Annotated in this window: 22 protein-coding genes; 13 read left to right on the top strand and 9 right to left on the bottom strand. The window is 70.2% G+C overall.

The window, feature by feature from the left end; translation table 11 throughout:
• The first annotated feature begins 16 nt into the window (after positions 1-16).
• The 3 genes from H7F53_RS00990 to H7F53_RS00980 all read left to right on the top strand — a co-directional run bounded on the left by H7F53_RS00990 (position 17) and on the right by H7F53_RS00980 (position 2,304).
• On the top strand, positions 17-421 hold the full coding sequence (locus H7F53_RS00990) for a Zn-ribbon domain-containing OB-fold protein (protein WP_185677595.1): 405 nt from the start codon (positions 17-19) through the stop codon (positions 419-421).
• A 1-nt stretch (position 422) separates the two neighbouring features.
• The gene (locus tag H7F53_RS00985) at positions 423-1,583 is read left to right on the top strand and encodes a thiolase family protein (RefSeq protein ID WP_185677594.1); all 1,161 of its coding nucleotides are present in this window, start codon (positions 423-425) and stop codon (positions 1,581-1,583) included.
• A 64-nt stretch (positions 1,584-1,647) separates the two neighbouring features.
• Positions 1,648-2,304, top strand: coding sequence for a hypothetical protein (locus H7F53_RS00980; protein WP_343061839.1), 657 nt, complete (start codon positions 1,648-1,650; stop codon positions 2,302-2,304).
• A gap of 103 nt (positions 2,305-2,407) precedes the next feature.
• Here H7F53_RS00980 and H7F53_RS00975 read toward each other — a convergent pair whose 3' ends face one another.
• The 3 genes from H7F53_RS00975 to H7F53_RS00965 form a co-directional block, all read right to left on the bottom strand.
• A complete protein-coding gene (locus tag H7F53_RS00975) occupies positions 2,408-3,676 on the bottom strand; it encodes an amidohydrolase family protein (protein WP_185677592.1) in 1,269 nt (422 codons plus the stop codon).
• 34 nt (positions 3,677-3,710) lie between these two features.
• Positions 3,711-4,517, bottom strand: coding sequence for a helix-turn-helix domain-containing protein (locus H7F53_RS00970; RefSeq protein WP_185677591.1), 807 nt, complete (start codon positions 4,515-4,517; stop codon positions 3,711-3,713).
• Between the two features lie 83 nt (positions 4,518-4,600).
• Positions 4,601-6,100, bottom strand: a complete 1,500-nt coding sequence (locus tag H7F53_RS00965) for a class I adenylate-forming enzyme family protein (protein ID WP_185677590.1) — start codon at positions 6,098-6,100, stop codon at positions 4,601-4,603.
• A 111-nt stretch (positions 6,101-6,211) separates the two neighbouring features.
• Between H7F53_RS00965 and H7F53_RS00960 the strand changes: the two genes are divergently transcribed.
• The gene (locus tag H7F53_RS00960; RefSeq protein ID WP_185677589.1) at positions 6,212-7,219 is read left to right on the top strand and encodes an enoyl-CoA hydratase/isomerase family protein; all 1,008 of its coding nucleotides are present in this window, start codon (positions 6,212-6,214) and stop codon (positions 7,217-7,219) included.
• Here H7F53_RS00960 and H7F53_RS00955 read toward each other — a convergent pair.
• From H7F53_RS00955 to H7F53_RS00940, 4 genes are read right to left on the bottom strand one after another with little or no spacing between them, the layout of a single operon-like run.
• Entirely contained in the window at positions 7,186-8,298 is a 1,113-nt protein-coding gene (locus H7F53_RS00955) for a CoA transferase (protein WP_246438379.1), read from the bottom strand. The genes H7F53_RS00960 and H7F53_RS00955 overlap by 34 nt on opposite strands.
• Positions 8,288-9,769: a class I adenylate-forming enzyme family protein gene (locus H7F53_RS00950; RefSeq protein ID WP_185677588.1), complete on the bottom strand. Its 1,482-nt coding sequence runs from the start codon at positions 9,767-9,769 to the stop codon at positions 8,288-8,290. Before H7F53_RS00950 ends, H7F53_RS00955 begins: the two co-directional genes overlap by 11 nt.
• 9 nt (positions 9,770-9,778) lie before the next feature.
• Positions 9,779-10,057, bottom strand: coding sequence for a hypothetical protein (locus tag H7F53_RS00945; RefSeq protein ID WP_246438377.1), 279 nt, complete (start codon positions 10,055-10,057; stop codon positions 9,779-9,781).
• A gap of 26 nt (positions 10,058-10,083) precedes the next feature.
• Complete coding sequence (locus H7F53_RS00940; RefSeq protein ID WP_185677586.1) at positions 10,084-11,313, bottom strand: CaiB/BaiF CoA transferase family protein; 1,230 nt, start codon at positions 11,311-11,313, stop codon at positions 10,084-10,086.
• 291 nt (positions 11,314-11,604) lie between these two features.
• Here H7F53_RS00940 and H7F53_RS00935 point away from each other — a divergent pair, with 291 nt between their 5' ends.
• Positions 11,605-12,399, top strand: coding sequence for an SDR family oxidoreductase (locus H7F53_RS00935; RefSeq protein WP_185677585.1), 795 nt, complete (start codon positions 11,605-11,607; stop codon positions 12,397-12,399).
• 287 nt (positions 12,400-12,686) lie between these two features.
• On the opposite strand, the gene H7F53_RS00930 is transcribed toward H7F53_RS00935, so the two are convergent.
• Positions 12,687-13,073 carry a MarR family winged helix-turn-helix transcriptional regulator gene (locus H7F53_RS00930; RefSeq protein ID WP_246438376.1) on the bottom strand — a complete coding sequence of 129 codons (387 nt, stop codon included), beginning with the start codon at positions 13,071-13,073 and terminating at the stop codon, positions 12,687-12,689.
• A gap of 73 nt (positions 13,074-13,146) precedes the next feature.
• Positions 13,147-14,403 (bottom strand): acetyl-CoA C-acetyltransferase, encoded by a 1,257-nt coding sequence (locus H7F53_RS00925; protein ID WP_185677583.1) that lies wholly within the window; start codon positions 14,401-14,403, stop codon positions 13,147-13,149.
• 183 nt (positions 14,404-14,586) lie between these two features.
• Here H7F53_RS00925 and H7F53_RS00920 point away from each other — a divergent pair, with 183 nt between their 5' ends.
• The 8 genes from H7F53_RS00920 to H7F53_RS00885 all read left to right on the top strand — a co-directional run bounded on the left by H7F53_RS00920 (position 14,587) and on the right by H7F53_RS00885 (position 21,613).
• Complete coding sequence (locus H7F53_RS00920; RefSeq protein WP_185677582.1) at positions 14,587-15,624, top strand: NAD(P)H-dependent amine dehydrogenase family protein; 1,038 nt, start codon at positions 14,587-14,589, stop codon at positions 15,622-15,624.
• Positions 15,621-16,583, top strand: a complete 963-nt coding sequence (locus tag H7F53_RS00915; RefSeq protein WP_185677581.1) for an SDR family NAD(P)-dependent oxidoreductase — start codon at positions 15,621-15,623, stop codon at positions 16,581-16,583. Before H7F53_RS00920 ends, H7F53_RS00915 begins: the two co-directional genes overlap by 4 nt.
• Positions 16,580-17,335, top strand: coding sequence for an SDR family oxidoreductase (locus tag H7F53_RS00910; RefSeq protein ID WP_185677580.1), 756 nt, complete (start codon positions 16,580-16,582; stop codon positions 17,333-17,335). The genes H7F53_RS00915 and H7F53_RS00910 overlap by 4 nt, the downstream gene beginning before the upstream one ends.
• A 30-nt stretch (positions 17,336-17,365) precedes the next feature.
• Positions 17,366-18,181, top strand: a complete 816-nt coding sequence (locus H7F53_RS00905; protein WP_185677579.1) for an acid phosphatase — start codon at positions 17,366-17,368, stop codon at positions 18,179-18,181.
• Positions 18,178-19,518, top strand: a complete 1,341-nt coding sequence (locus H7F53_RS00900; RefSeq protein WP_185677578.1) for a spinster family MFS transporter — start codon at positions 18,178-18,180, stop codon at positions 19,516-19,518. The genes H7F53_RS00905 and H7F53_RS00900 overlap by 4 nt, the downstream gene beginning before the upstream one ends.
• A gap of 15 nt (positions 19,519-19,533) precedes the next feature.
• The gene (locus H7F53_RS00895) at positions 19,534-20,184 is read left to right on the top strand and encodes a carboxymuconolactone decarboxylase family protein (RefSeq protein ID WP_185677577.1); all 651 of its coding nucleotides are present in this window, start codon (positions 19,534-19,536) and stop codon (positions 20,182-20,184) included.
• 115 nt (positions 20,185-20,299) lie between these two features.
• Positions 20,300-20,530: a biotin/lipoyl-containing protein gene (locus tag H7F53_RS00890; protein WP_185677576.1), complete on the top strand. Its 231-nt coding sequence runs from the start codon at positions 20,300-20,302 to the stop codon at positions 20,528-20,530.
• Between the two features lie 105 nt (positions 20,531-20,635).
• The gene (locus H7F53_RS00885; RefSeq protein ID WP_343061838.1) at positions 20,636-21,613 is read left to right on the top strand and encodes an alpha/beta hydrolase; all 978 of its coding nucleotides are present in this window, start codon (positions 20,636-20,638) and stop codon (positions 21,611-21,613) included.

Raw genomic sequence — 21,613 nt, 5'->3', positions numbered from 1 at the left:
GGGTAAGGTCGGCATCATGACCTGGCAAAGATCCCGCATCCGGCTCGACAAGGACAACCGCGCATTCTGGACCGGGGGCGCCGAGGGCCGCCTTTACATCCACCGCTGCGGCGACTGCGGCGGCTTCAACCACCCCCCGCGCGAGGTGTGCCGCCACTGCCAGTCGGAGAACGTGGCGCCGCACGCCGTCGCCGGGACCGGCCAGGTCGATACCTACACCATCAACTACCAGAAGTGGGCGCCCGACATGGAGGTGCCCTTCGTGATCGCGCGCGTCCGGCTCGACGATGCGCCAGGGGTCTATCTCACCACCAACATCGTCGGCTGCCCGGTCGAGGCGGTCGATGTCGACGATCCGGTCCGGGTGGTGTTCGAGGAACAGGACGGCATCTGGTATCCCCTGTTCGAGAAGGTGGGCTGAGATGGCGCGCGAAGCCTACATCACCGGAATCGGCATGTCGGAGGTCGGCGTGCGCCTGACCAGGTCGCCGCTGGGTCTGACCATGGACGCGATCCGCGAGGCCGTGGCCGATGCCGGTTTGACCCTGGCGCAGATCGACGGGGTCGCGACCTATCCGGGCAAGATGCAGACCTTCCTCGGGTTTTCCCCGATCGGCGTGGACGAGGTGATCGAGGCCTGCGGGCTGCGCACGCGCTGGCACACCGGCGCGGCCGAGGCCACTGCCCAGCTCGGCGCCATCGCCGATGCGGCGGCGGCGGTGAAGGCCGGGCTGGCGCGCCACGTGATCTGCTTCCGCACGGTCTACGAGGCCGCGGCGATGGCCCGCCCGGAGGAGTTCCCCCCGCTCGAGCGGCGCAAGGACGTGACCGGCAATTCGCAGTGGGTCTCGCCGTTCGGGGCCTTCTCCGCCGCCTGCTGGACCGCCCAGTTCGCCGTGCGGCACATGAAGCGCTACGGCATGACCCGCGAGCAGCTGGCGCAGATCGCGCTCAACGATCACCGCAACGCCGCGCTCAATCCGCGCGCGCTGGTCAAGCAGCCCTTGTCACTGGACACCTACATGGCCGCGCGGATGATCTCGTCGCCGTTCTGCCTCTACGACTGCGACCGCTTCACCGATGCCTCGACCGTAGTGATCGTCTCGGCCTCGGACGTGCTCGACGAGGTCGGCTCGATCCCGGTGCGGATCGCGGCGACCGCCGGCTCGGTCGAGCGCTATTCGTGGGACCAGGCCGAATGGGCCAGCGCCTATCCGACTGGCCGGGACCTGTGGCGCAACACCGACTACACGGCCGGCGACGTCGATCTGGTGCAGTTCTATGACGGTTTCGCCTTCCAGCCGATCACCTGGCTCGAGGGGCTGGGATTCTGCGAGGTCGGCGAGGGTCATCGCTTCATCGAGGGCGGCACGCGCATCGCGCTTGACGGCGAGCTGCCGATGAACACGGGCGGCGGCCAGCTCGGCTGGGGCCGCCTGCACGGCTTCGGCTTCGCTTACGAAGGCGTGGTCCAGCTACGCGGGCAGGGCGGGGCGCGCCAGGTCCGGGGCGATCCGCGGGTGGCGGTGGCCACCTCGGGCGGCGGGCCGATGGCCGCCGCGCTGCTCCTCACCCGTGATTGACCGCGCGCCCGGATTTCGCCGGCGGTTCCGCGTCGAGCCTGGCCCGGGCAGGGTCCGCGCAGCGGTGGAGGACGACTACCACTGCATGGCGGTGACGCTGCGCCATGATGGTGCGCGGATCCTCGCGGTGGAGAGCGCGATGGAGCGGGCGCCTTGGTCAACCTGTCCGGGCGCGCCCGTGGTTCTCGCCGCGACCTTCACCGGCACGCTGCTGGCAGAGGCGGTGCAGCGCGGCGCAAAGCAGGCCAACTGCACCCATCTCCACGACCTGGCGCTCCTCGCCGCGGCCCATGCCGCCGACCGCGCTGCGCTGACCTATGACATCCGGGTCAGCGATCCGGTCGACGGGCTGTGCCACGCAGAGATCGCGCGCGACGGCGCAACCCTGCTCACACTGGCGCACCGCGACGACGTGCTGGTGGCACCGGAGGCGGCCGCCGGCGCCTCGCTGTTCAAGCTGCGTCCGTGGATCCAGTCGCTGCCGGACGGGCTGCAGGAGCCGGCACGGCTGCTGCAGTGGGGCACGATCCTCGGCCATGGGCGCAGCCTGCCAGCCGAGGGCCAGAACGATGCCAGCCGGATGCCGCCCAATTGCTACACCTTCCAGGAGGAACGCAAGCACGTGGCCCAGCGGATCGGGCAGGTGCTCGATTTCACCCGGGGCGAGCGGCAGCCGCTGGACCATCTCACCGCCGACGGGTTCCTTCGCCGCGAAGACTGAACCTGAGCCCGGGGACGGATCGCCCCCCGCCACGTCCGCGCCGGATAGCACGAGGCCCCGCCGGGTAATCCGGCGGGGCCTGGTCTGCTGGGTGTTGGGCCGATCAGAGCCCCAGGTTGTAGAACCGCGAGGCGTTGTCCTGCAGCACCTTCTTCTTGATGGCGTAGTCGTAGCCACCGAGCACGTCGACGAGATGCGCCTGAACCCCGGGGTAAAGTGAGGTCGGGTGCGGGAAGTCGGTCTCGAACATGACGTTGTCGACACCGATCGTCTCGAGCAGCAGCTTCGGAGCAACCTTCTCGAACCAGAAGGTGCACATGAAGTGATCGCGGAAGTAGTCCCACGGCTGCTTCTTCAGAACGTCGCGCTTGCTGGGAAGCATCTCCTGGAACTGGTGTTCCAGCGCTTCGACCGCAAATGGGACCCAGCCCATGCCACTCTCGATCAGACCGATCTTGAGGTTCGGGTGCCGGTCGAGTCGACCCGAGACCATCCAGTTGCCCAGGGTTGCGGCATTGCCGATCGAGAACATGGTGGCGACCACCGACAGCGTCTGTTCGAACCCGAATCCTTCCCAGGTCAGGGTGTTCGGGTCCACCGCCGAATTGAGGTGGAAGTTGAGGGGTGTCCCGGTCGCATCGCACAGTTCGAGAAAGCCGGTCCAATAATCGTAGTTGAAACTGGGAACGCCGACCCGCTCGGGCGTATCGGGCAGCACAAAGCCCTTGAGGCCCATGTCGATGCAGCGCCGGGCTTCCAGCTCCATCTCGCGCTGGTTCCAGAACGGCAGATGAGCCATGTTGAACATGCGCTGCCCCGATTGCGCCTGAATTTCGGCCGAGGCATCGTTGTAGACCTTGATGATGGTCAGGGCGACTTCCGGGTCGCCAAGGCTCATGAGTGTCCCTGCCTGGGTGATCCCTGAGTTCTGGAAGCAGATCTGCGCATAGATCCCCATGTCGTCCATGGCGCGCAGGCGCTCCGGGACGAGATGGCCACCGGGGTGAGCCTCCTCGAGTGTCGGGAAGGCGAGACGGCCGAGCAGCTTGTTGTTGTCGGCGCGGATGACGTTGCCGCCCAGCGTGCCACAGTTGCGATCGCCGATGTACCAGCGTTCGACGCCATCGGCATCAAGGCGGACGTAGGGCATCTTCGCCTTAAGCGCCGCCGGGGCCCGAGACGTGAACAGGTCGGGCGCTTCGGTGATGTGCGTATCGGTATCGACGATCTTGATGCCGGCCAGGCTCGGATCGAGCCCCCCAGACTGCGTGGCATAGTCGACCTCGCGGATCACACCGCCGGCGGTGTATCCTTCGGCTGACCAGTACTTGCGCGCCGCCTGGGCGAGTTCGACGGGATCGGATTCAGCCACGTGTGTCCTCCTGGATTGCCGCAGTGTCTATGGTTCAGGCGACGCCCGCGATGCGCTCAACCTCGGCCGCCGGCGACGGGGCCTCGCTGGTGCAGCGCGCGATCGCCTCGGCCAAGGTGGTGCGCAGCATGTCGGCGTTGATCTGCTCCGACGGCTCGTAGACCAGGCCGATGGCGAGCGGACGCCCGGCCGGCTGGTCGGGCAGGAGCATCGCCGCGACGTCGGCGATCGAACCAAAGCCGGCCACGCCGGCAGCATAGCCGCTGTCGGCGCAAGCCTGGATCCGGGCGACCATCTCGCCGAACACGAACTTGCGCTCGGCGGGTGCCTCGGCATTGATCCGGCGCAGCAGGCCATCGCGGCGCGCTTGCGGCAGGGTGGACAGGAGCAGGTGGCCTGCAGCGGTCTCGGTCAGAACTTCGTGCTGGCCACCAGCCAGTCCGTCGGTCTGCGAGGTGCGCAGCTGCCACTTGCCAGGGCGCCAGTTGAAGATCTGGGCGGTGGTCCCAACCATCCCGAAAACGGCGATGCCGAGCCCGGTCTGCGCCGACAGGCGGTCAATCAGCCCGGCAAGACGGCCATCGCGGACCACTCCGGACTGGACCGACGAACCGAGCAGCGCGGCGCGCGGCGTGGGGGTGAACGACCGGGTCACCGGATCCTTGTAGAGCAGTCCGAGGCCGACCAGACTCGACAGCAGCTCCGAGGTGCTGGACTGCGGCCGGTTGTAGCGGCGGACGATATCCATGACAGTCGCGTGCGGATGATCTTCGTCAAAGAATTCAAGAACTTCGACGACTCGACGGGCGATTTTCGCCTTGTTCGACTCAGTGGCACTCATTGGTCTCTCCCGTGCTCTTATGAACAGGAGTGTTCACTGGAATCGGGAGGGCTGTCAAACAAAAATGATAGGTTATCGGTTTTTTAGCCTTCCCCTTGGGGCAGGGCGTCCGAAAACAATCGTTTGAGCGCCTGGCGGTCGACCTTGAGCGAGGGGGTGCGGGGCAGTTCCGGACCGACCCACCAGTGGACTGGCACGTGGGTGGCGAGGCAGTGCCGGCGCACGTGCGCGGCGAGCGCGTCGGTCGCGGGCACCTCGGCTCCGGGAACGAGGCGCACAGCGGCCGCCGGCACCTCGCCGACCCGGGAATCGGCGACTCCGGTCACCGCCGCCTCGGCCACGGCGGGATGCAGCAGCAGCGCCGCCTCGATCGTCTCGGGTAGGATCTTGAACCCGCCGCGCATGATCGCGCCATCGGCGCGGCCCTTGAGGAACAGGAAGCCATCGGCATCGAGGCAGGCCAGATCGGCGGTGGCGATCCACTCCGGTCCGATCCGCGGGGCGATCACCTGCAGTAGGCCGGTCTCGCCGGGCGGACAGCGCCGCCCGGTCGTATCGTCAACCACCCGCAGCTGGACGCCTGGCAGCGCCCGCCCAACCGACCCGCGCTTGGACGCGCCCCATTGCGCGTGAAGCTCGGCGGTCATCATCGCCACCGGTCCGGCGAACTCGGTCGCGCCATAGGAGAGCAGCACCGGGATCCCGTAGCGCGCCTCGAAGGCCGCCTGGACCGCGGGGTCGAGCGGCGCCGCGCCAACCCCCATCCGCGCGATCGAGGCCAGGTCGGCCACCGGCAGATCCGCCTCGAGGATCTGGCGAACCGCGCTGGGCGGGACCCCGGCATGGACCGGACGCCAGGCGCGGACATAGGCATGCCACGCTTCCACCGAGAAGCGCTCGAGCAGGATCGCGCGCTGGCCGTGTAACAAGGTTGGCAGGGTCGAATAGAGCCCGGTGATGTTGCCGAGCGGGAAGTAGAGCAGGAACGGTGCCGCCGCCTCGGGGGCATCGCCCTGCGCCTGGGTCAGCGGGGTGGAGAGGAAGTGCTGCTCGATCAGGCTGTAGGGCACCGGAAAGTGCTTGGGTGGCCCGGTGGTGCCGCTGGTCAGGATCTCGATCCGGGGCGCTGCCTCCGCCGCGACGGCCTGACCGGCCGGGCCGGCGGCCAGCTCAGCCGAAGCGCTGCCATCCTCCGCCAGGACCACCAGGCCAAGCCCCTCGGCCCGCGCCGACGCCAGGATCTCGGGGGCGACATCCTGAGCGTGCAGGACCACGGCGGCGATTCCCGGCCGCCGCAGGCTGGCGGCGATCTGGTCGGCCGACTGAAAGGCATAGATCATCCGCACCGAGCGTCCCGCTGCGAGCAGCGCCAGCAGCGCGGCCACCGCCTCGGGCCGGTTGCGCGGCACGAACCCGACCGGCGCCGCCGCTGGGGCCCCCGCCGCGGTCAGCGCCGCGTCCACCCCCGCGGCCAGCGCGCGCAGTTCGCCCCAGGCATACCAGCGATCGGCGAAGCACAGCGCCGGCCGCGCGTCCGCACGATTCAGCGCGGCGCGGACCAGAGCGGGCAGGGGGGTCGACATCGGGCAAGCTTATGGCGCGGTCCCGCCCTGACAAGTGCACCCGCCGAGACAACGCGGCGACGATGCCCCGGCGGTTTGCGCGGGCGCGGCAAGAGGCTAGGCTGGGCCGCGATGGCCCCCGACCTGCCCCTGCTGCCCGCCGCGGCGCTGCTGGCCCTGCCATGGGCGGAGGCGCCGCTCCCCGTGGCTGTGATCGACCTTGCCCGCGAGGCGGCCGGGAGCGATGGCGGCGCGTGCGCGTTGCCGCCCTTTCCGGTGATCGGTCTCGGCACGCCGGACCATCCGCTGGCGCCCCGGCTCGACGCCGTGGTGCCGGACCACGCCGAGGCGGCGCTGATCGTGCGCAACTGCACGCGCAACCCGCAGGCGGCGGCAGTGCTGGTCCAGCTGCTGCGGATCGTGGCCGCACTGCCGCCGACCGACGCGCTCGTTGCCGAGTCGCTCGCCTATGGCCTGTTGCAGGGCGGGGCCGAGCACCGCCACTGGCGCGCGGCCCGCGGCGCGGCCGCGCCCGTCCCGCCGGGCACGGTCGCGGTCACGCGCACCGGCGACACGCTGGCCGTGGTGATGGACCGGCCGCAGGCCCTCAACGCAATCGACCGGGCGATGCGCGATGCGCTGCGCGAGGCCTTCGACATCGCCGCGCTCGATCCGGCGGTCCGCCGGGTCACGCTGGAGGGCCGCGGACGGGCCTTCTCGGTCGGCGCCGAGCTGGCCGAATTCGGCACGACCACCGATCCGCTGGTAGCCCACGCCATCCGCCGGCAGACGCTGCCGGCCCACGCGCTGGTGCGCTGCGCGAGCCGATTAGAGGCCCGGGTGCACGGCGCCTGCGTCGGCTCAGGGCTGGAGATGGCGGCCTTCGCCGCCACCGTGCTGGCCCGGCCTTCGGCCTGGTTTCAGCTGCCCGAACTGGCCATGGGTCTGATCCCGGGCGCCGGCGGCTGTGTGGCGCTGACCCACCGGATCGGCCGCGCCCTGACCGCACGGCTGGTGCTGAGCGGGCGCCGCATGTCGGCGCAGACCGCGCTGGACTGGGGTCTCGTCGACCGGATTGTCGACGGGCCCGACTGGGCCGGGACTGCTCAGGCCGCGGCCAGCGGCGTGCCGACCGCCTGAGCCCAGCGGCGCAGGCTGGCGTTAAGGCCCGCTGGGTCGCTGCGGCGCCGATCGGCCAGCGCCGCCGCCACCACCCCGCTCATCGCCACGATCACCCGGCCGCCGGTGCCATCGACCAGCCGGCTCGCCGCCTCGCCGGCTGCGACCAGCCCGCTCAGGGGATCGGCCACGGCATCTCCGACGAAGCCGATCTTGCCGGTGGCCTCGCGCAGCGCGGCGCTCAGTCCGCCGGCCACCGCCGCATCGTCGCCAAAGCCGACCCAGTCGGCCGCCGCGCCGCTGGTCCCGTGCCCGGTGATGGTGATCCACGCCAGGCCGGGCACCTCGCGGACCAGCGCCTCGGCATCGATCCCGAGCTGGTGCAGCGCGCGCGGACGCGCCGCCTCGATCACCACGTTAGCGCCGCGGATCAGGGCGATCAGGCGGTCACGGTCGGCGGGTCTGCGCAGGTCGAGTGCGAGGTGCTCCTTGCCGCGGTCGAGCCAGTCATGCAGCGCCGGATCGCCATGGCGCAGCGGGTCGGGCCGGTTGGCGCTATCCACCTTGATCACCCGCGCTCCGCCCAGCCCGAGCAGGCGTGCGGCAAGCGGCCCGGCCCAGAGCGCGGTGAGATCGACCACCAGCGGCGCCCGATCGGGGCGGCCTGGCCGGGCCAGCCCCGGCACCGTCTCGACCACCGCGGGACTGGCCGGCTGCTCGTCCAACCCGGCGATGGCCAGCCCCAGCAAACGCCCCTGAGCCAGCAGGTCATCGCTGGACAGCGCGGCGAATGCGGCCGTGAGCCGCTCGGGCTCGGCCCGGTCAAGCCCATCCATTCCGGTCAGCGCCGGAAGCAGGCTGAGGTCGTCGGCGCGGGCGAGGTTGAGCGCGATCCAGCCGTCACGGGTACGGTGCAAGCGACAGCCGCCACCGGCTGACACACGACCCGGCACGAGGAAGCCATTGAACCGCGCGCGCATCCCCAGCAGCCGGTCGCCATCGAGCGCTGCCAGTGCGGGGGAGGGGAGGAGCGCAGCAAGATCCCGCAGCCGGGCCTCGGCCCAGTCGGCCAGCGGCAGGGCGCGCGGATCAGGCGGCAAAGAGCTTGCGCACCTCGCGCCGCAGCAGCTTGCCCATCTCGTTGTAGGGCAGCGCCGGCTCGAAGCGGATCGCCTCGGGCACCCGGCTGGAGCGCAGCCGATCGCGCACCAGTTGCCGGATCTCGGCCTCGCCCGGCCGGTCATGTCCGTCGCGCAGCACCAGCGCCACGCCCACGGCCTCGCCCCACTCGACCGAAGGGACGCCGACGGCACAGGCATCGGCGATCGCCGGATGGCCCAGCAGCACGTCCTCGATCTCGCCGGGGGAGAGGTTCTCGCCGCCGCGGACGATCACATCGTCGGCCCGGCCGGAGAGGAACAGGTAGCCCTCGGCATCGAGGTAGCCTGCGTCGCGGGTCGGGAACCAGCCGTCGTCCGTCAGCGCGCTGCGCTCGCGGTACTCGCCCGAAACCTGATCGCCGCGCACGAAGATCTCGCCGGGCTCGCCCGGCGGAAGGGCCCGGCCGCTTTCATCGCGGATCTCCAGCTCGACCGTGGGCAGGGGCTTGCCGACCGAACCGAGCCGGGCGCGCACCGCCGGATCGCTGGCCCCATGGGCGGCGCGATGATCTTCGGGGCCAAGCAGGGCAATGGTCGAACTGGTCTCGGTCAGGCCATAGGCATTGGTGAAGCCAGTGGCCGGGAAGCGGTCGAGCGCCTTGTGGATGACCTCCAACGGCATCTTGCCGCCACCATAGGCCACCGCCTGCAGCGCCGGCAAGGCAGTGGGCGCAGTCTCCAGCGCGTCGATGATCCGGGCCAGCATGGTCGGCACGACGAAGGCATTGGTCACCGCTTCACTCGCGGCCAGGGCAAGCCAGGCCTCCGGCGTGAAAGCCGGCAGCATCACGATGCGACGCTGCGCATAGATCGAACTGAGCAGCGCCGAGATCCCGGCGATGTGGTAGGGGGGAACCGAGACCAGCGCCGCGTCGCTTTCCTCCGCGGCACCGAACTCGACCGTGCCCAGAATGTACGAGACCAGGTTGGCATGGCGCAGGATCGCCGCCTTGGGCGCCGCGGTGGTACCGCTGGTGAACAGCTGGATGGCGATCCCGTCGCCGTCCGCCGCCTCGTCCAGCGGCGGCTCGGCCAGTGCGGCCGCGACGAAATCGGCCCGCGACAGGGTGACGTTGCCGTCGCACAGCCGGGTCGACCGGGCGACGTCGCCGACGATCAGCGCCGGCTGGATGCGTCCCAGCAGACCGGCCAGATCCGCATCGGCAAGGCGGTAGTTGAGCGGGCAGTAAGGCACGCCGGCCAGGGCCGCGCCGAACAGGGCGAGCACCGCCGCCTCGCTCGATTCATCGAGCAGGGCGACATGGCTGCAGCCGCTGGCGACGATCCGCCGCGCCGCGCCGCGTGCACCGGCGAGCAGCTCGGCATAGGACCAACGGCGACCATCGCAGACCAGACCGATCCGGTCAGGCGCCGCTTCCGCCGCCATTTCAAGGAACAGGGCGAGATTCATCGGGTCGGATCAGTCCGAGGCTGGAAGCGGCTTGGCGTCCTTGATCGTCAGGATCACGCCGTCAACCGAAAGCGAGCCTTCGCCGGGCTTGACACAGAGCAGCTCGAAGCTGCCCGTCGCATCGACATAGCGCTTGCCCATCAGGGTTCCGGCCGCCTTGCCCTCGGCCGGCACACCAGGCGCCGCGGGCTTGTCCTCGGCCATCGGCACCCCGCCGCACTCGACCTGTCCGGTCCCGCAGCGGATCACCATAACCTCGGTGTTGCACACCTGGCTCTTCAGCTTCATCCCGGGCTTCATCGTGGTTCCCCCGCTCAGGCGATCGCGCCGGCAGACTTGAGTTGTTCGATCCGCTCCCATTCGAAACCCAGTTCCATCAGCACCAGTTCGGTGTGCTCGGAGGCTTCGGGAGAGCGGGTGGTGACCACCGGCTGGCCGTCGAACTGCACCGGGCCGCGCACCAGCTTGAGCGGGCGGTCGCTGCCATCGGCGGCGGCGACCTCGACGATCATGTCGTTGGCGAGGGCCTGCTCGTCGGTGAGCAGGTCCTCGAACGACTGGATCGGGGCCCACTGGCCGGTGAAGGTCTTGAGGTGCTGACGCCAGTAGGCGAACGGCTTGGCGGCGAAGGCCTTGACCAGGATGTCGCTGGCGGCCCCGGCGTTCTCGAATAGGGCGCGGGCGTCGGCGAAGCGCGGGTCGTCGGCGGCCTCGGGCACGCCGACGTGCTCGAACAGGCTGCGGATGTGACCGGTCGGGCTCAGCGTGCACAGGTTGATCGTGCCGCCATCAGCGGTCTGGTAGTTGCCCTGGAACGGGTTGCGCGCAGCACCGCCCTGGCCGGGCATGGGGTTTCGGGTCGACACCCCGGTCTCGGCCACCTGCGCGATCAGCGCGCCCGAGGCCCAGGCCGCCGCGCTCAACAGCGAGACATCCATGACCGTGGCCTCGCCGGTCCGCTCGCGGTGGAGCAGCGCGGCCGAGATGCCACCGGCAATGAACATGCCGCCGATCGAATCGCCGAAGGCCGGGATACCCTGGTTGAGCGGTCCGGGGAGCTCCTCGGGGGTCATCGCCATGGCCACGCCGCTGCGCGACCAGAACGCCGTGCCGTCGAAACCGCCGACCCCGGCCTCCGGCCCCTTGGCGCCATAGGCGCTGCCGCGGGCGTAGATGATGTTGGGATTGACCGCGCGGATGTGCTCAACATCGAAGCGGTTCTTCTGGCGGATGTGCGGCAGGTAGTTGGTCAGAAACACGTCGGCCGACTTGGCCAGCTCGTACAGGACCTCCTGGCCCTCGGGGGTCGAGATGTCGATGCCGACGCTGCGCTTGCCGCGATTGGGGTGCTCGAACAGGGTGTGGCGCTGCGGATCGAGCGTGACACCGCCCATGTTGAGGAAGCCGCGCTGGGCATCGCCGCGGACCGGGTGCTCGATCTTGATCACGTCGGCGCCCCAGTCGGCCAGGACGCCGCCCGCGGCCGGGACAAAGGTGAACTGCGCCACCTCGAGGATGCGGATGCCCTTCATTACCTGTGTCATTCGATCCCCGTCGCCCTCTAGCGCGATCGCGTCTGTCGCAATTCGAACCCTTCAACTAGTTCTTGCCCCTTGGGGCGCAAACCCCAAATGGCGTGTCGGGTCCTGCTATCGCTCGCACGATGGCGGCGGAGCGCAGGGGGCGGCGTAAGGCGCCGTTTGGCGGCCGCGGGCAACGCCGGCACGATATCCGGGACAGGCCGTTCGCGCCCGCTTGAGCGTCCTGGGGAATCTCTTGATAGGTCGGCGATCAAGGGCCGCAGCGGGCCGGACAACCAGGGGGAGTTACGGCACATGGAGATCGGACCTTCGCTTGCCGCGATCGTCACCGGAGGGGCCTCGGGCCTCGGCCGCGCCAGCGCGCTCGCGCTTGCCGGCGCCGGGGTCAAGGTCGCCGTGTTCGACCTCAACGAGGAGGCCGGGACAGCTCTCGCCGCCGAGATTAACGGGTTGTTCTGCAAGGTCGACATCATGTCCGAGGACAGCGTGCTGGCCGGCTTTGCCGCGGCGCGGGCAGCGCACGGGCAGGAGCGCGTGCTGGTGCACTGCGCAATGGTCGCGGGCGGGGGCAAGACACTCGGCTGGGACAAGGAGACCGGGGCGCTCAAGCGGGCGTCGACCGAGGGCTTCGAGCGGGCCATGCTGGGCATCGCCGTCGCCACCTACCGGGTCGCCTCGATCGCCGCCCAGGGCATGGCCGGCGCCGAACCACTCAACGCGGACGGCGAACGCGGGACGATCGTGCTGACCTCCTCGGCCGCCTCACAGGACGGCCAGATCGGGCAGGTTGCCTATGGCGCTGGCAAGGGCGCGGTCAACGCGATGGTCCTGCCGATGGCACGCGACCTGATGGATCTGGGTGTGCGCGTCAACGCGATCGTACCGGGCATCTTCGCCACCCCGCCGATGCTGGGGGTGAAGGACAAGGCCCCGGCGATCTATGCCGGGCTCGAAGCTTCGGTGCCGTTCCCGCGCCGCCTCGGCCGACCGGACGAGTTCGCCAGCCTGATGCTCGAGCTGGTCCGCAACACCTATCTCAACGGGCAGTGCCTGCGGATCGACGGTGGCATCCGCATGCCACCCAAGTAGCCGTCCTCGCGCCCATATCCTTCGGGAATCTCGGCAGGGCCGGGACGCCTTGCGCGTTCTGGCCCTGGTGGCATTTGCCAGCCATCTTGACATTAAGCTCTGCGATACTAATATAGGTTAGTACTTACCGAGCTCCATTCGATGCCTCGCCAGAAGACCCGCAGGAGACCCTCCCATGACCAAGCTGCTTCCCGTCACCATCGCCCTGACCCTCACCGTGCTGAATTTTGCCGTGGTCTGCCTGGTCCCCGCCTGGGCGTGATCCCGGCGGGCGCCACCCGCGCCGTTCAGGCCTGAAGATTGCCCGCGACGTGATCGAGCAGGCGGAGCAGCTCGTCGCGCTCGGCCTCTCCGAGCCCGGCCAGCAGCCGCTCCTCATGGTGGTCGCCCATTGCCGACAGGGCCTCGAGCACGGCTTGGGCTCGCCCGGTCAGATAGATGCAGTGCGCCCGCCGGTCATCGGGCTTGGGCCGGCGTTCGAGCAGCTCCTCGGCGACCATCCGGTCGATCAGCCGCCCGGCTGCTGCCTCGGTCATCTCGAGCATGTCGGCGATCCCGCGCTGGGTCGCGCCGGGGGCCGTGGCGACGGCGAACAGCAGCGTGCCCTGCGAGCCGGTGATGCCAAGGCTGGCCACCTCGCGGTCGAAATCGCGCCGCAATTGCCGCACGATCATCCCGAGCCGCAAGGCGACTCCGCGCCGTCCAGGCCTGGTGCTGTCGATGCCGCTGCCTCCCGGATCCGTGCGCCTAGACGCGTTCGATGATGATGGCCGGGGCCATCCCACCCGCAGCACACATGGTGATGAGGGCATAGCGCCCCCCGGACCGCTCCAGCTCGTCCAGCGCGGTGCCGATCAGGACTGCCCCGGTCGCCCCAATAGGATGGCCAAGAGCGATCGCCCCACCATTGATGTTCACCCGTGCCCGGTCCAGATCAAGGTCACGAATGAACTTTTCGACAACGACGGCAAAGGCTTCGTTGACCTCCCACACGTCGATGTCGTCCTTGGCCAGCCCGGCCTTGGCCAGAACCTTGCGCGCGGCCGGAACGGGTCCGTTGAGCATCAGCGTGGGGCAATCGCCCATGTTGGCAGTCGCCACGATTCGCGCGCGCGGCTTGAGCCCGTGTGCGGCAGCATAGCGGCCCGAGGCCAGCAGGATCGCCGCAGCGCCATCGACCACGCCCGACGAGGTGCCAACGTGGTGCAGCGGTTCTATGTCGACGTCAGGGTACTTCCGGTTGATCAGCTGGCGGAAGGTCTCGCCCCCCGGGCTCGACGGCATGTCGAGGAATGCCGCGAAGGCGGGCTTGATCGCGGCGAGCCCCTCGGGCGTGGTGTCGGGCCGGGGGTATTCCTCATGATCGAGCACCACGGCGCCGGCATCGTCGAGCACCGGCACGACCGAGCGGGCGAAGCGGCCTTCGGCCAGGGCGCGCGCAGCGCGGCGCTGGCTTTCCACGCCGAAGGCGTCCAGTTCAGCCCGGCCGATGCCCTCCAGCGCCGCGATCGCATCGGCGCAGACACCCTGGTTCGACTGCGGGTGGAGCGCCTGGAGCCGGGCATTGCCGGTACCGAGGCCGCTCGCCACAGCCACCCCGGCCGCACGCACCTTGCCGCCATAGTCGACCACGTGGCTCATCATCTCGGTGCCGCCCGCGATCACCAGATCCTCCATCCCGCTTATCACCTGGGCGGCGGCGAGGTTGGTGGCGGTCAGCCCGCTGCCGCAGAACCGGTCGAGCGTGACTCCCGAGGCCTTGACGTCATAGCCGGCGTCGAGCGCGGCCATCCGCCCCATATCGCCGCCCTGCAGCCCCATCTGCGCCGAACAGCCCCAGATCACGTCATCGACCTCGGCGGTGTTAAGCCCGTTGCGCTCGGCAATGGCCTTGAGCACGGTCGCGGCGAGGTGCTGCGGGTGGAGGTGCGAGAGCGCGCCCTTGCCCACCTTGCCGATCGCCCGCGGCGTGCGCACGGCATCGATGATGTAGGCTTCGGGCATCGCGTAACTCCTGGATCAGGCCACACGGACGGTGACCAGCTGGGATATGGCACGGCCCCGGAGCGGGACCAATCGCGGCCGCGATGAGTCGGCGCGGGATGCCCGAAACCCCTTTTCGCGCCGTAGCCTTGGGGCCGCTTTCGACTAGCCTGCACCCGACCAGCAACACGCCGGAGAGAGCGGATGGGGACGAGGCTGAGAGTGGTCCAGTGGGCCACGGGCAATATCGGCAGCCGGGCGCTGGCCGCGGTGATCGAGCATCCCGGGCTGGAGCTGGCCGGGCTATGGGTCAGTAATCCGGCCAAGCTCGGCTGCGACGCCGGTACCCTGTGCGGCCTCCCCGAAACCGGCATCCGTGCGGTTGGGACGCTCGAGGAGGTGCTGGCGATCCCCGCCGACTGCGTGCTCTACATGCGCCAGGGCACCGACATCGCCGAGCTCTGCCAGCTGCTGGCCAGCGGGCGCAACGTCGTGACCACGCGCGGCGATTTCCACCACCCACCCCGCATGGACCCGGCCGAGCGGCAGGCGATCGAGGAGGCCTGCGCGGCAGGTGGCAGCTCGATCTACTCGACGGGCTCAAGCCCCGGCTTTGTCACCGAGGCGCTGGCCATCCCGCTGCTGTCGCTCTCGCGCCGGCTCGACTGCCTGACGATCGACGAATACGGTGACGTCTCGACCCGAAACTCGCCCGAGCTGCTGTTCGAGGTGATGGGCTTCGGTCAGCCTATGGCCGCCTTCGACCAATCGCGCGCCGATCACGTGAAGGCCGACTTCTCCGCGTCGCTGGCCCAGCTGGCCGCCGGGATCGGGCTGGAGATCGACGAGTGGCGCGCCTTTGGAGAGTATTCACCGGCCCGCGCGGACATCGAGATCGCAGCCGGCCCGGTGCAGGCGGGAACCATGGCCGCGCAGCGGGTGACCGTGGACGGGCTCCACCGCGGCACGCCGCGCCTTCGCTTCCGCGCCAACTGGTTCGTGACCACCGCAATCACCGATGCCTGGCAGCTGCGCGAATCCGGCTGGCGCATCCGGGTCGAGGGCGACACCCCGCTCGACGTGGGGATCACTTTCCCGGTCGCGCCGGAGAACTATGCCGCCTTCACCCCCGGCCTGACCGCCCACCGCGCGGTCAACGCCGTGGCCGCGGTCTGCGCTGCACCGCCGGGGATCCGCACCACGGTCGATCTGCCGCAGGTGCTCGCCCGGCTCGAGGCATGACGGGGGCACTGCGCCTCGACGGCCAGGTTGCCGTGGTGACCGGGGCGGGCGGGGGGCTGGGCCGTGCCTATGCGCTCGAGCTCGCCGCCCGCGGAGCCGCCGTGGTGGTCAACGACATCGCTGCGGAGGCGGCGGCCGAGGTGGTCGCGGCGATCGTAGGCGCCGGGGGGCATGCCCAGGCCGATTCTGCCAGCGTCGCCGACCCGGCAGGCTGCCAGCACCTCGCCCAGGCCGCGATCGACCGGTTCGGGCGGATCGACGGACTGGTGCTCAACGCCGGGACGATCCGCGTCGCGCCCTTCCCCCAGACCCGCGCCGAGGATCTGGAGAGCCTGCTGGCGGTCCATCTCGGCGGGTCGTTCCATCTTGCCCAGGCCGCCTGGCCGGCGATGGTGGCGCAGGGCCATGGCCGCATCGTCTTCACCACCAGCTCGGCCGGGATGCTCGGCATGCCGCAGCTGTCGGCCTATGGCGCGGCCAAGGGCGCGGTCGCCGGGCTGATGGGGGTCCTGGCCGAGGAAGGCCGGGCCCATGGCATCACCTGCAATGCGGTCATGCCCAATGCCGCCAGCGGCATGGCCCGCGAGGTTGCCCGCAGCGCCCAAGATGGCAGCGGCCTGGGCGGCAACCCGTGGGTCGCCGGGGCTCACGCCACCTTCGATCCGGCCTTCACCGCCGGGTTGGTCGCCTGGCTGCTCCACCCCGACTGCGGCTCGACCCACGCGATCTATTCGGCGGCTGCCGGGCGGATCGGGCGGGTCTTCACCGGAGTGACCGACGGCTGGCACGGTCCGCTCGACCGGCCGCCGACAATGGACGAGATCGCTGGCGCCTGGGACCGGATCAATGCGGTCGAGGCGGACTTCTGCATGCCCGCCAATGCCTACGACGAGTTCCGCCACGTCGCCGCCCGGCGCCCGGGCCCCGCGCCGGGCGCCCTTTCGGGAGTGGATGGATGAAGGATCCGCTGATCGACAAGGTCGCGCTCATCACCGGGGGCGGGAGCGGGATCGGCGCGGCTGCCGCGCGGGCGCTCTCCGCCCACGGCGCCACGGTCGCCATCACCGGTCGGCGGCGTGACCGGCTTGAGGCCGTGGTCGCCGCCATCACCTCCGCCGGCGGCCACGCCGTGGCGATCCAGAGCGACGTCGCCGACGAAACCAGCGCCTGCGCCGCGGTGGCCGAGGCCGTGGCGCAGCTCGGCCGGCTCGACATCGTGATCAACTCGGCCGGGGTGAACGAGGCGGGCGGCATCGGCACGCTCGACCTCGCCGGCTGGCGCAAGGTGATCGACATCAACCTGTGGGGCACGATCTATACCTGCAAGGCGGCGCTGCCGCATTTGCGGGCCGCCGGCGGGGGCGACATCATCAACATCAGCTCGACCGCGGGGCGCCGCGCGGCGGGGTTGTTCGCCTCCTACGCGACCAGCAAGCACGCGGTGAACGGCTTCACCGAATCGATCCGCCAGGAACTGGGCGGCGAGAACATCCGGGTCTGCGTGATCGAACCCGGCGCAACCGAGACCGAGATCGCCGGTAGCGTCTCCGATCCCGCCTGGGCGGCGATGATGCAACAGCATGTCAGCAAGGCAGGGGCGATGCAGGCCGACGACATCGCCGAAGCGATCATCTTCACGCTCACCCTGCCGCGCCGCGCCAACGTCTCCCAATTGCTGATACGACCCACCACCGATACCGCGCCGATGTAGCGCGCCGTGGCGAAAGGGAAGGGAGAGCCCATGCAACAGGCACCGGCAACGCTGTTCGCCATCACGGCCGGGCTGGCTGCGGCTGCGGCCTGGGCGGCGCAAGGCCCGGCGCCTTCGCCGATGACCGCCTCGCTGCCAGCGCAGGGCTATCTCGCGCCGGCTGAGCTGCCCGATGCGGCCAGCCTGCTGACCCCGCCGCCCGCCCCGGAATCGGCGGATCTGGCGCGCGACCGCGCGGCCGAGCAGCGCGCGCTGGCGCTACGCGGATCGCCGCGCTGGGAGCTGGCGCGCCGCGATGCCGATCTGTGGTCGCCCGAGGCCACGGGCGCCCTGTCCTGCGCGGCGGGGCGCACGATCGGCCCGGCGACCACACCGCGGCTTGATGCGCTGCTGCGCAAGACCGCCGCCGACCTCGGCCGGGTTTCCGCCGGGGTAAAGCAGCGCTACGACCGCGACCGGCCGTTTGAGGGTAATGGCCAGCCCACCTGCACCCCGGAGATGGAGCCAGGCCTGCGCGGCAATGGCTCTTATCCCTCGGGCCATGCCACGATCGGCTATGGCTGGGCGCTGATCGTGGCGGATCTGCTCCCCGTCCGGCGCGCGGCTCTGCTGGCACGCGGCCGCGCTTTCGCCGACAGCCGCCGGGTCTGCAACGTCCACTTCCGCAGCGACGTCGCCGCGGGCATGGCCCTGGCCGAACCGGTCGTCGCCCGGCTCCGCCGCGCTGCCGCCTTCCGAGCCGATCTCGCCGCCGCCCGCGCCGAACTCGCGGCAGCGCCGACGCGCCCGTCCTCCTGCGGCGCGGAACAGTCCGCGCTCGCCCTGACCCGCAAGGACCCCGCATGACCCCGCCGACCACTCCCACGCAAGCTGCCGGCGATCCCGTTCTGCCGAGCATGGCCTACCGCGGCTGGTTCCTGTTCGTGATGATGCTGGTCTCCGCCTCGGTCACCGGCGAGCGCTTCATGATGGCCGTGATGGTCGAGCCGATCAAGGCGGAGCTCGGGCTGACCGACACCCAGATCGGCCTGAGCAAGGACCTCGCGGTGACACTGGTCTACCTGATCGCGGTGATCCCGCTGGCCAGGCTGGCCGACCGCTGGTCGAAGCGCAAGATCGTCGCGCTGGCGGCGACGACCTGGAGCCTTGCCGTGCTCCTTTGCGGCCAGGCCCGCAGCTTCCTGCTGCTGCTGGCCGGCCGTGCGGCGATCGGGCTGGGCGAGGGCGCCTTCACCCCACCCTCGCAGAGCTGGATCGCCGATCTCTTCCCGATGCGCCAGCGCGCCACCGCGCTCGCCATCTTCCTGCTCGGCGCCTCGCTCGGCCACTTGACGGGACCGGCGCTCGGCGGGTGGCTGACCAGCGTCTATGGCTGGCGCCACGCGATGATGATGGCCGCGCTGCCCGGCGTGGTGCTGGTGCCGCTGGTGCTGTTCACCCTGCGCGAGATCCCCCCCGGGCTGGCCGACGGCAATGCCGCGGCCGCGGCGCGGACCGAGCCGTTCTGGGCTACTCTGCGCCAGATCCTTGCCGTGCCGACCTTGCCATTGCTGATGCTGGGCGCGGGGCTGACCACGCTGCTCACCATGGGGCTGGTCAGCTGGGTCCCGGCCTACATGGACCGCAGTTTCGGCATGTCCCCGCGCGAGGCCGGGCTGGGCATGGGTGGGGCGCTGTTCCTCGGCTCGCTGGTCGGCCATTCGGTGGGGGGACCGCTGTCCGACTGGCTGGGCCGGCGTGACCTGCGCTGGTACCTGTGGATCCAGGTGGTCAGTGCCATCGGAGCGGCCAGCATCGGCTTCGTCATGCTGACCGGGTCGGGGCAGCACGTGTTCCTCCTGCTGGGGCTCAACATGATGATCGGCGGGCTGTCGGCCGCGCCGCTGATGGCGGTGATCTCGGGGCTCGCCCCGGTCCACGCCCGCTCGGTTGCAGTGGCCGTCCTGATGGTGGTGATCAACGTCGTCGGGCTGGGAGGCGGGCCGCTGTTCGTCGGCTGGCTCAGCGACGTGCTGACCCCGCACTATGGCACGGCGGCGCTGGGCATGGCGATGCGCGCGGTGCTGCTGGTGGGCCTTCCCTCGGCCGCCCTGAGCTACTTCGCCAGCCGGGTCTGCCTGGCCGACTTCGCCCGCTCGGGCAGCTGGGACGCGTCGCGCCCGGCCGCCACCGCCCTCCACTGAATCACGAGTAACCCGATGACCGAGACCCCGCAACGCATCCCGCCCCTGCCCAAGGACCAGTGGACCGAGGAGGCGCGCGACGTGTTCGCCTTCTGGGGCGAGCCCAATGCCCGCGAGGAAGGCTCGAAGACCTCGATCCTGCCGGTGATGGGCCATCACCCCGGGCTGGGCATGGCCTACAACCATTGGGGCAAGCAGCTGCTGCTGGCCAACACGCTCGAGACGCGCCACCTTGAGCTGCTGATCCTGCGCATCGCCTGGCGGGTGAAGTCGGCCTACGAGTGGCACCATCACGTCGGCTATGCGCTCAACTGCGGGATAACGCTGGACGAGATCGCCGCAGTCAAGACCTACCCCGAGGGCCACGCCTGGGGCGAGGCCGACGCAGCGGTGATCGACACGGTCGACGAGCTGCTCGACACCCACGGCGTCTCGGCGCCAACCTGGCAGCGGATCGAGGCGCTGTTCGACATGCGCCAGCGCATGGATCTGGTTTTCACTATTGGTCACTACGTCATGACCAGCTGGGCGCTTTCCGCCTTTGGCGTTCCGGTCGAGCCATGGGCCGACCGCATCGGGTTCGACCTCCTGACCCAATCGGGCAAGGTGCCGCAGCGCACGCTCAAGCCGGGCGAGGGCGAGGGCTGGGCCGACGGGCGGTCCTAGAAGCCAGATCGCACAATCGCGGCGACGATGCTTCGCAGGGCCGCGGCAAAAGCGAATTGCCTCGGCCCCGCGATGCGGTAACCGCCGGGGATCAGCCATCCCGAGGACAGATCCCATGGCCGTTGAAGTGCTGCTTCCCAAGCTCGGTTTCTCGATGAACGAAGGCCAGATCGCCGAATGGCTGGTCGCCGATGGCGCGCGGGTGGAGGAGGGCGATCCGCTGTTCCTGCTCGAGGCGGACAAGTCGTCCAACGAGGTCGAGGCGCCGGCCAGCGGCGTCCTGCGCATCGAGGGTGTGGTCGGCGAAACCTACCCGGTCGGCACCGTCATCGCGATCATCGAATAAAGGAGTGACCATGGGTCTCCGCGTCGGGATCGCCAGCGCGGCAAGGTACTGGATTGACCGAGCGACCGCTCAGCAGGTCCTGCCCCGAGACGAGAGGAATTGCCCGTGTCCGACGTGAACGATGCCGACCCCTATATCCGGCCCGAGGTGGCGCGCTTCCTCGAGGCTCTGCTGGCCCGGCCGCGCCCGCCGATGACCGATGCGGGCATCCGGATGATTCGCCAGATCCCGCCCGAGATGATGGCGCAGATGGTGCAGGAGATCGACCTGCCGGTCGGGCCGCTCGCGCAGGACCGCAGCGTGACCATTCCCGGACCGGCAGGGGATCTTCCGGCGCGGCTGTTCGATGCCCGGTCCGAGCGGGGGCCGGGGCCGGTGGCGGTGTTCTTCCACGGCGGCGGGTTCGTGCTCGGCAGCGTGGCCAGCCACGCCGCGCTGGCCGCCGAGATCGCGCGCCAGCTCGACTGCCCGGTCATATCGGTCGAATACCGCCTCGCGCCCGAACACCCCTGGCCCGCCGCGCCCGATGATGCCGAGGCCGCGGCGCGCTGGATCGCGGCGAACGGGGCGGAGCTCGGCCTGCAGGTAACCGGGCTGGTGCTGGCGGGCGACAGCGCCGGCGGGACGCTGACGCTGGTCACGGGCCTGGCCTTGCGCGACCGGCCCGCGGCGGTGCCGCTGCGCCTGCTGCTGCCGATCTATCCGATGGCCGATGCCGCGCGCCCTTATCCCTCGCAGACCCGTTTCGCGGACGGCTACGGCCTGTCGACCGAGGAAATGGTCTACTTCAATGCCGCCTATGCCGCCGATCCGTGCAGTCCGCGTCACTCGGCGCTGCAGGCCGATCTGGCCGGACTGCCGCCCACGGTGGTCGCCACCGCCTCGCTCGATCCGCTGCGGGACGGCGGCCGCGCGCTGGCCGGGGCGCTCGCCGCGGCCGGGGTGCCCGTGGCCTTCCACGAGGCCGTGGGCTCGATCCACGGCTATGCGACCTACCGCCGCGGCATCCCCTCGGCCGGACGCGACCTCGACGCGGTCCTCGGGCTGGCGCGGACGCTGCTCGGACAGTCCGCCGCGGACTGA

Source organism: Novosphingobium piscinae (genome assembly GCF_014230355.1).
In the GTDB taxonomy this organism is placed as follows: domain Bacteria; phylum Pseudomonadota; class Alphaproteobacteria; order Sphingomonadales; family Sphingomonadaceae; genus Novosphingobium; species Novosphingobium piscinae.
Note: the sequence above shows the minus strand (reverse complement) of the source record. Positions and strands in the feature narration are given on the sequence as shown.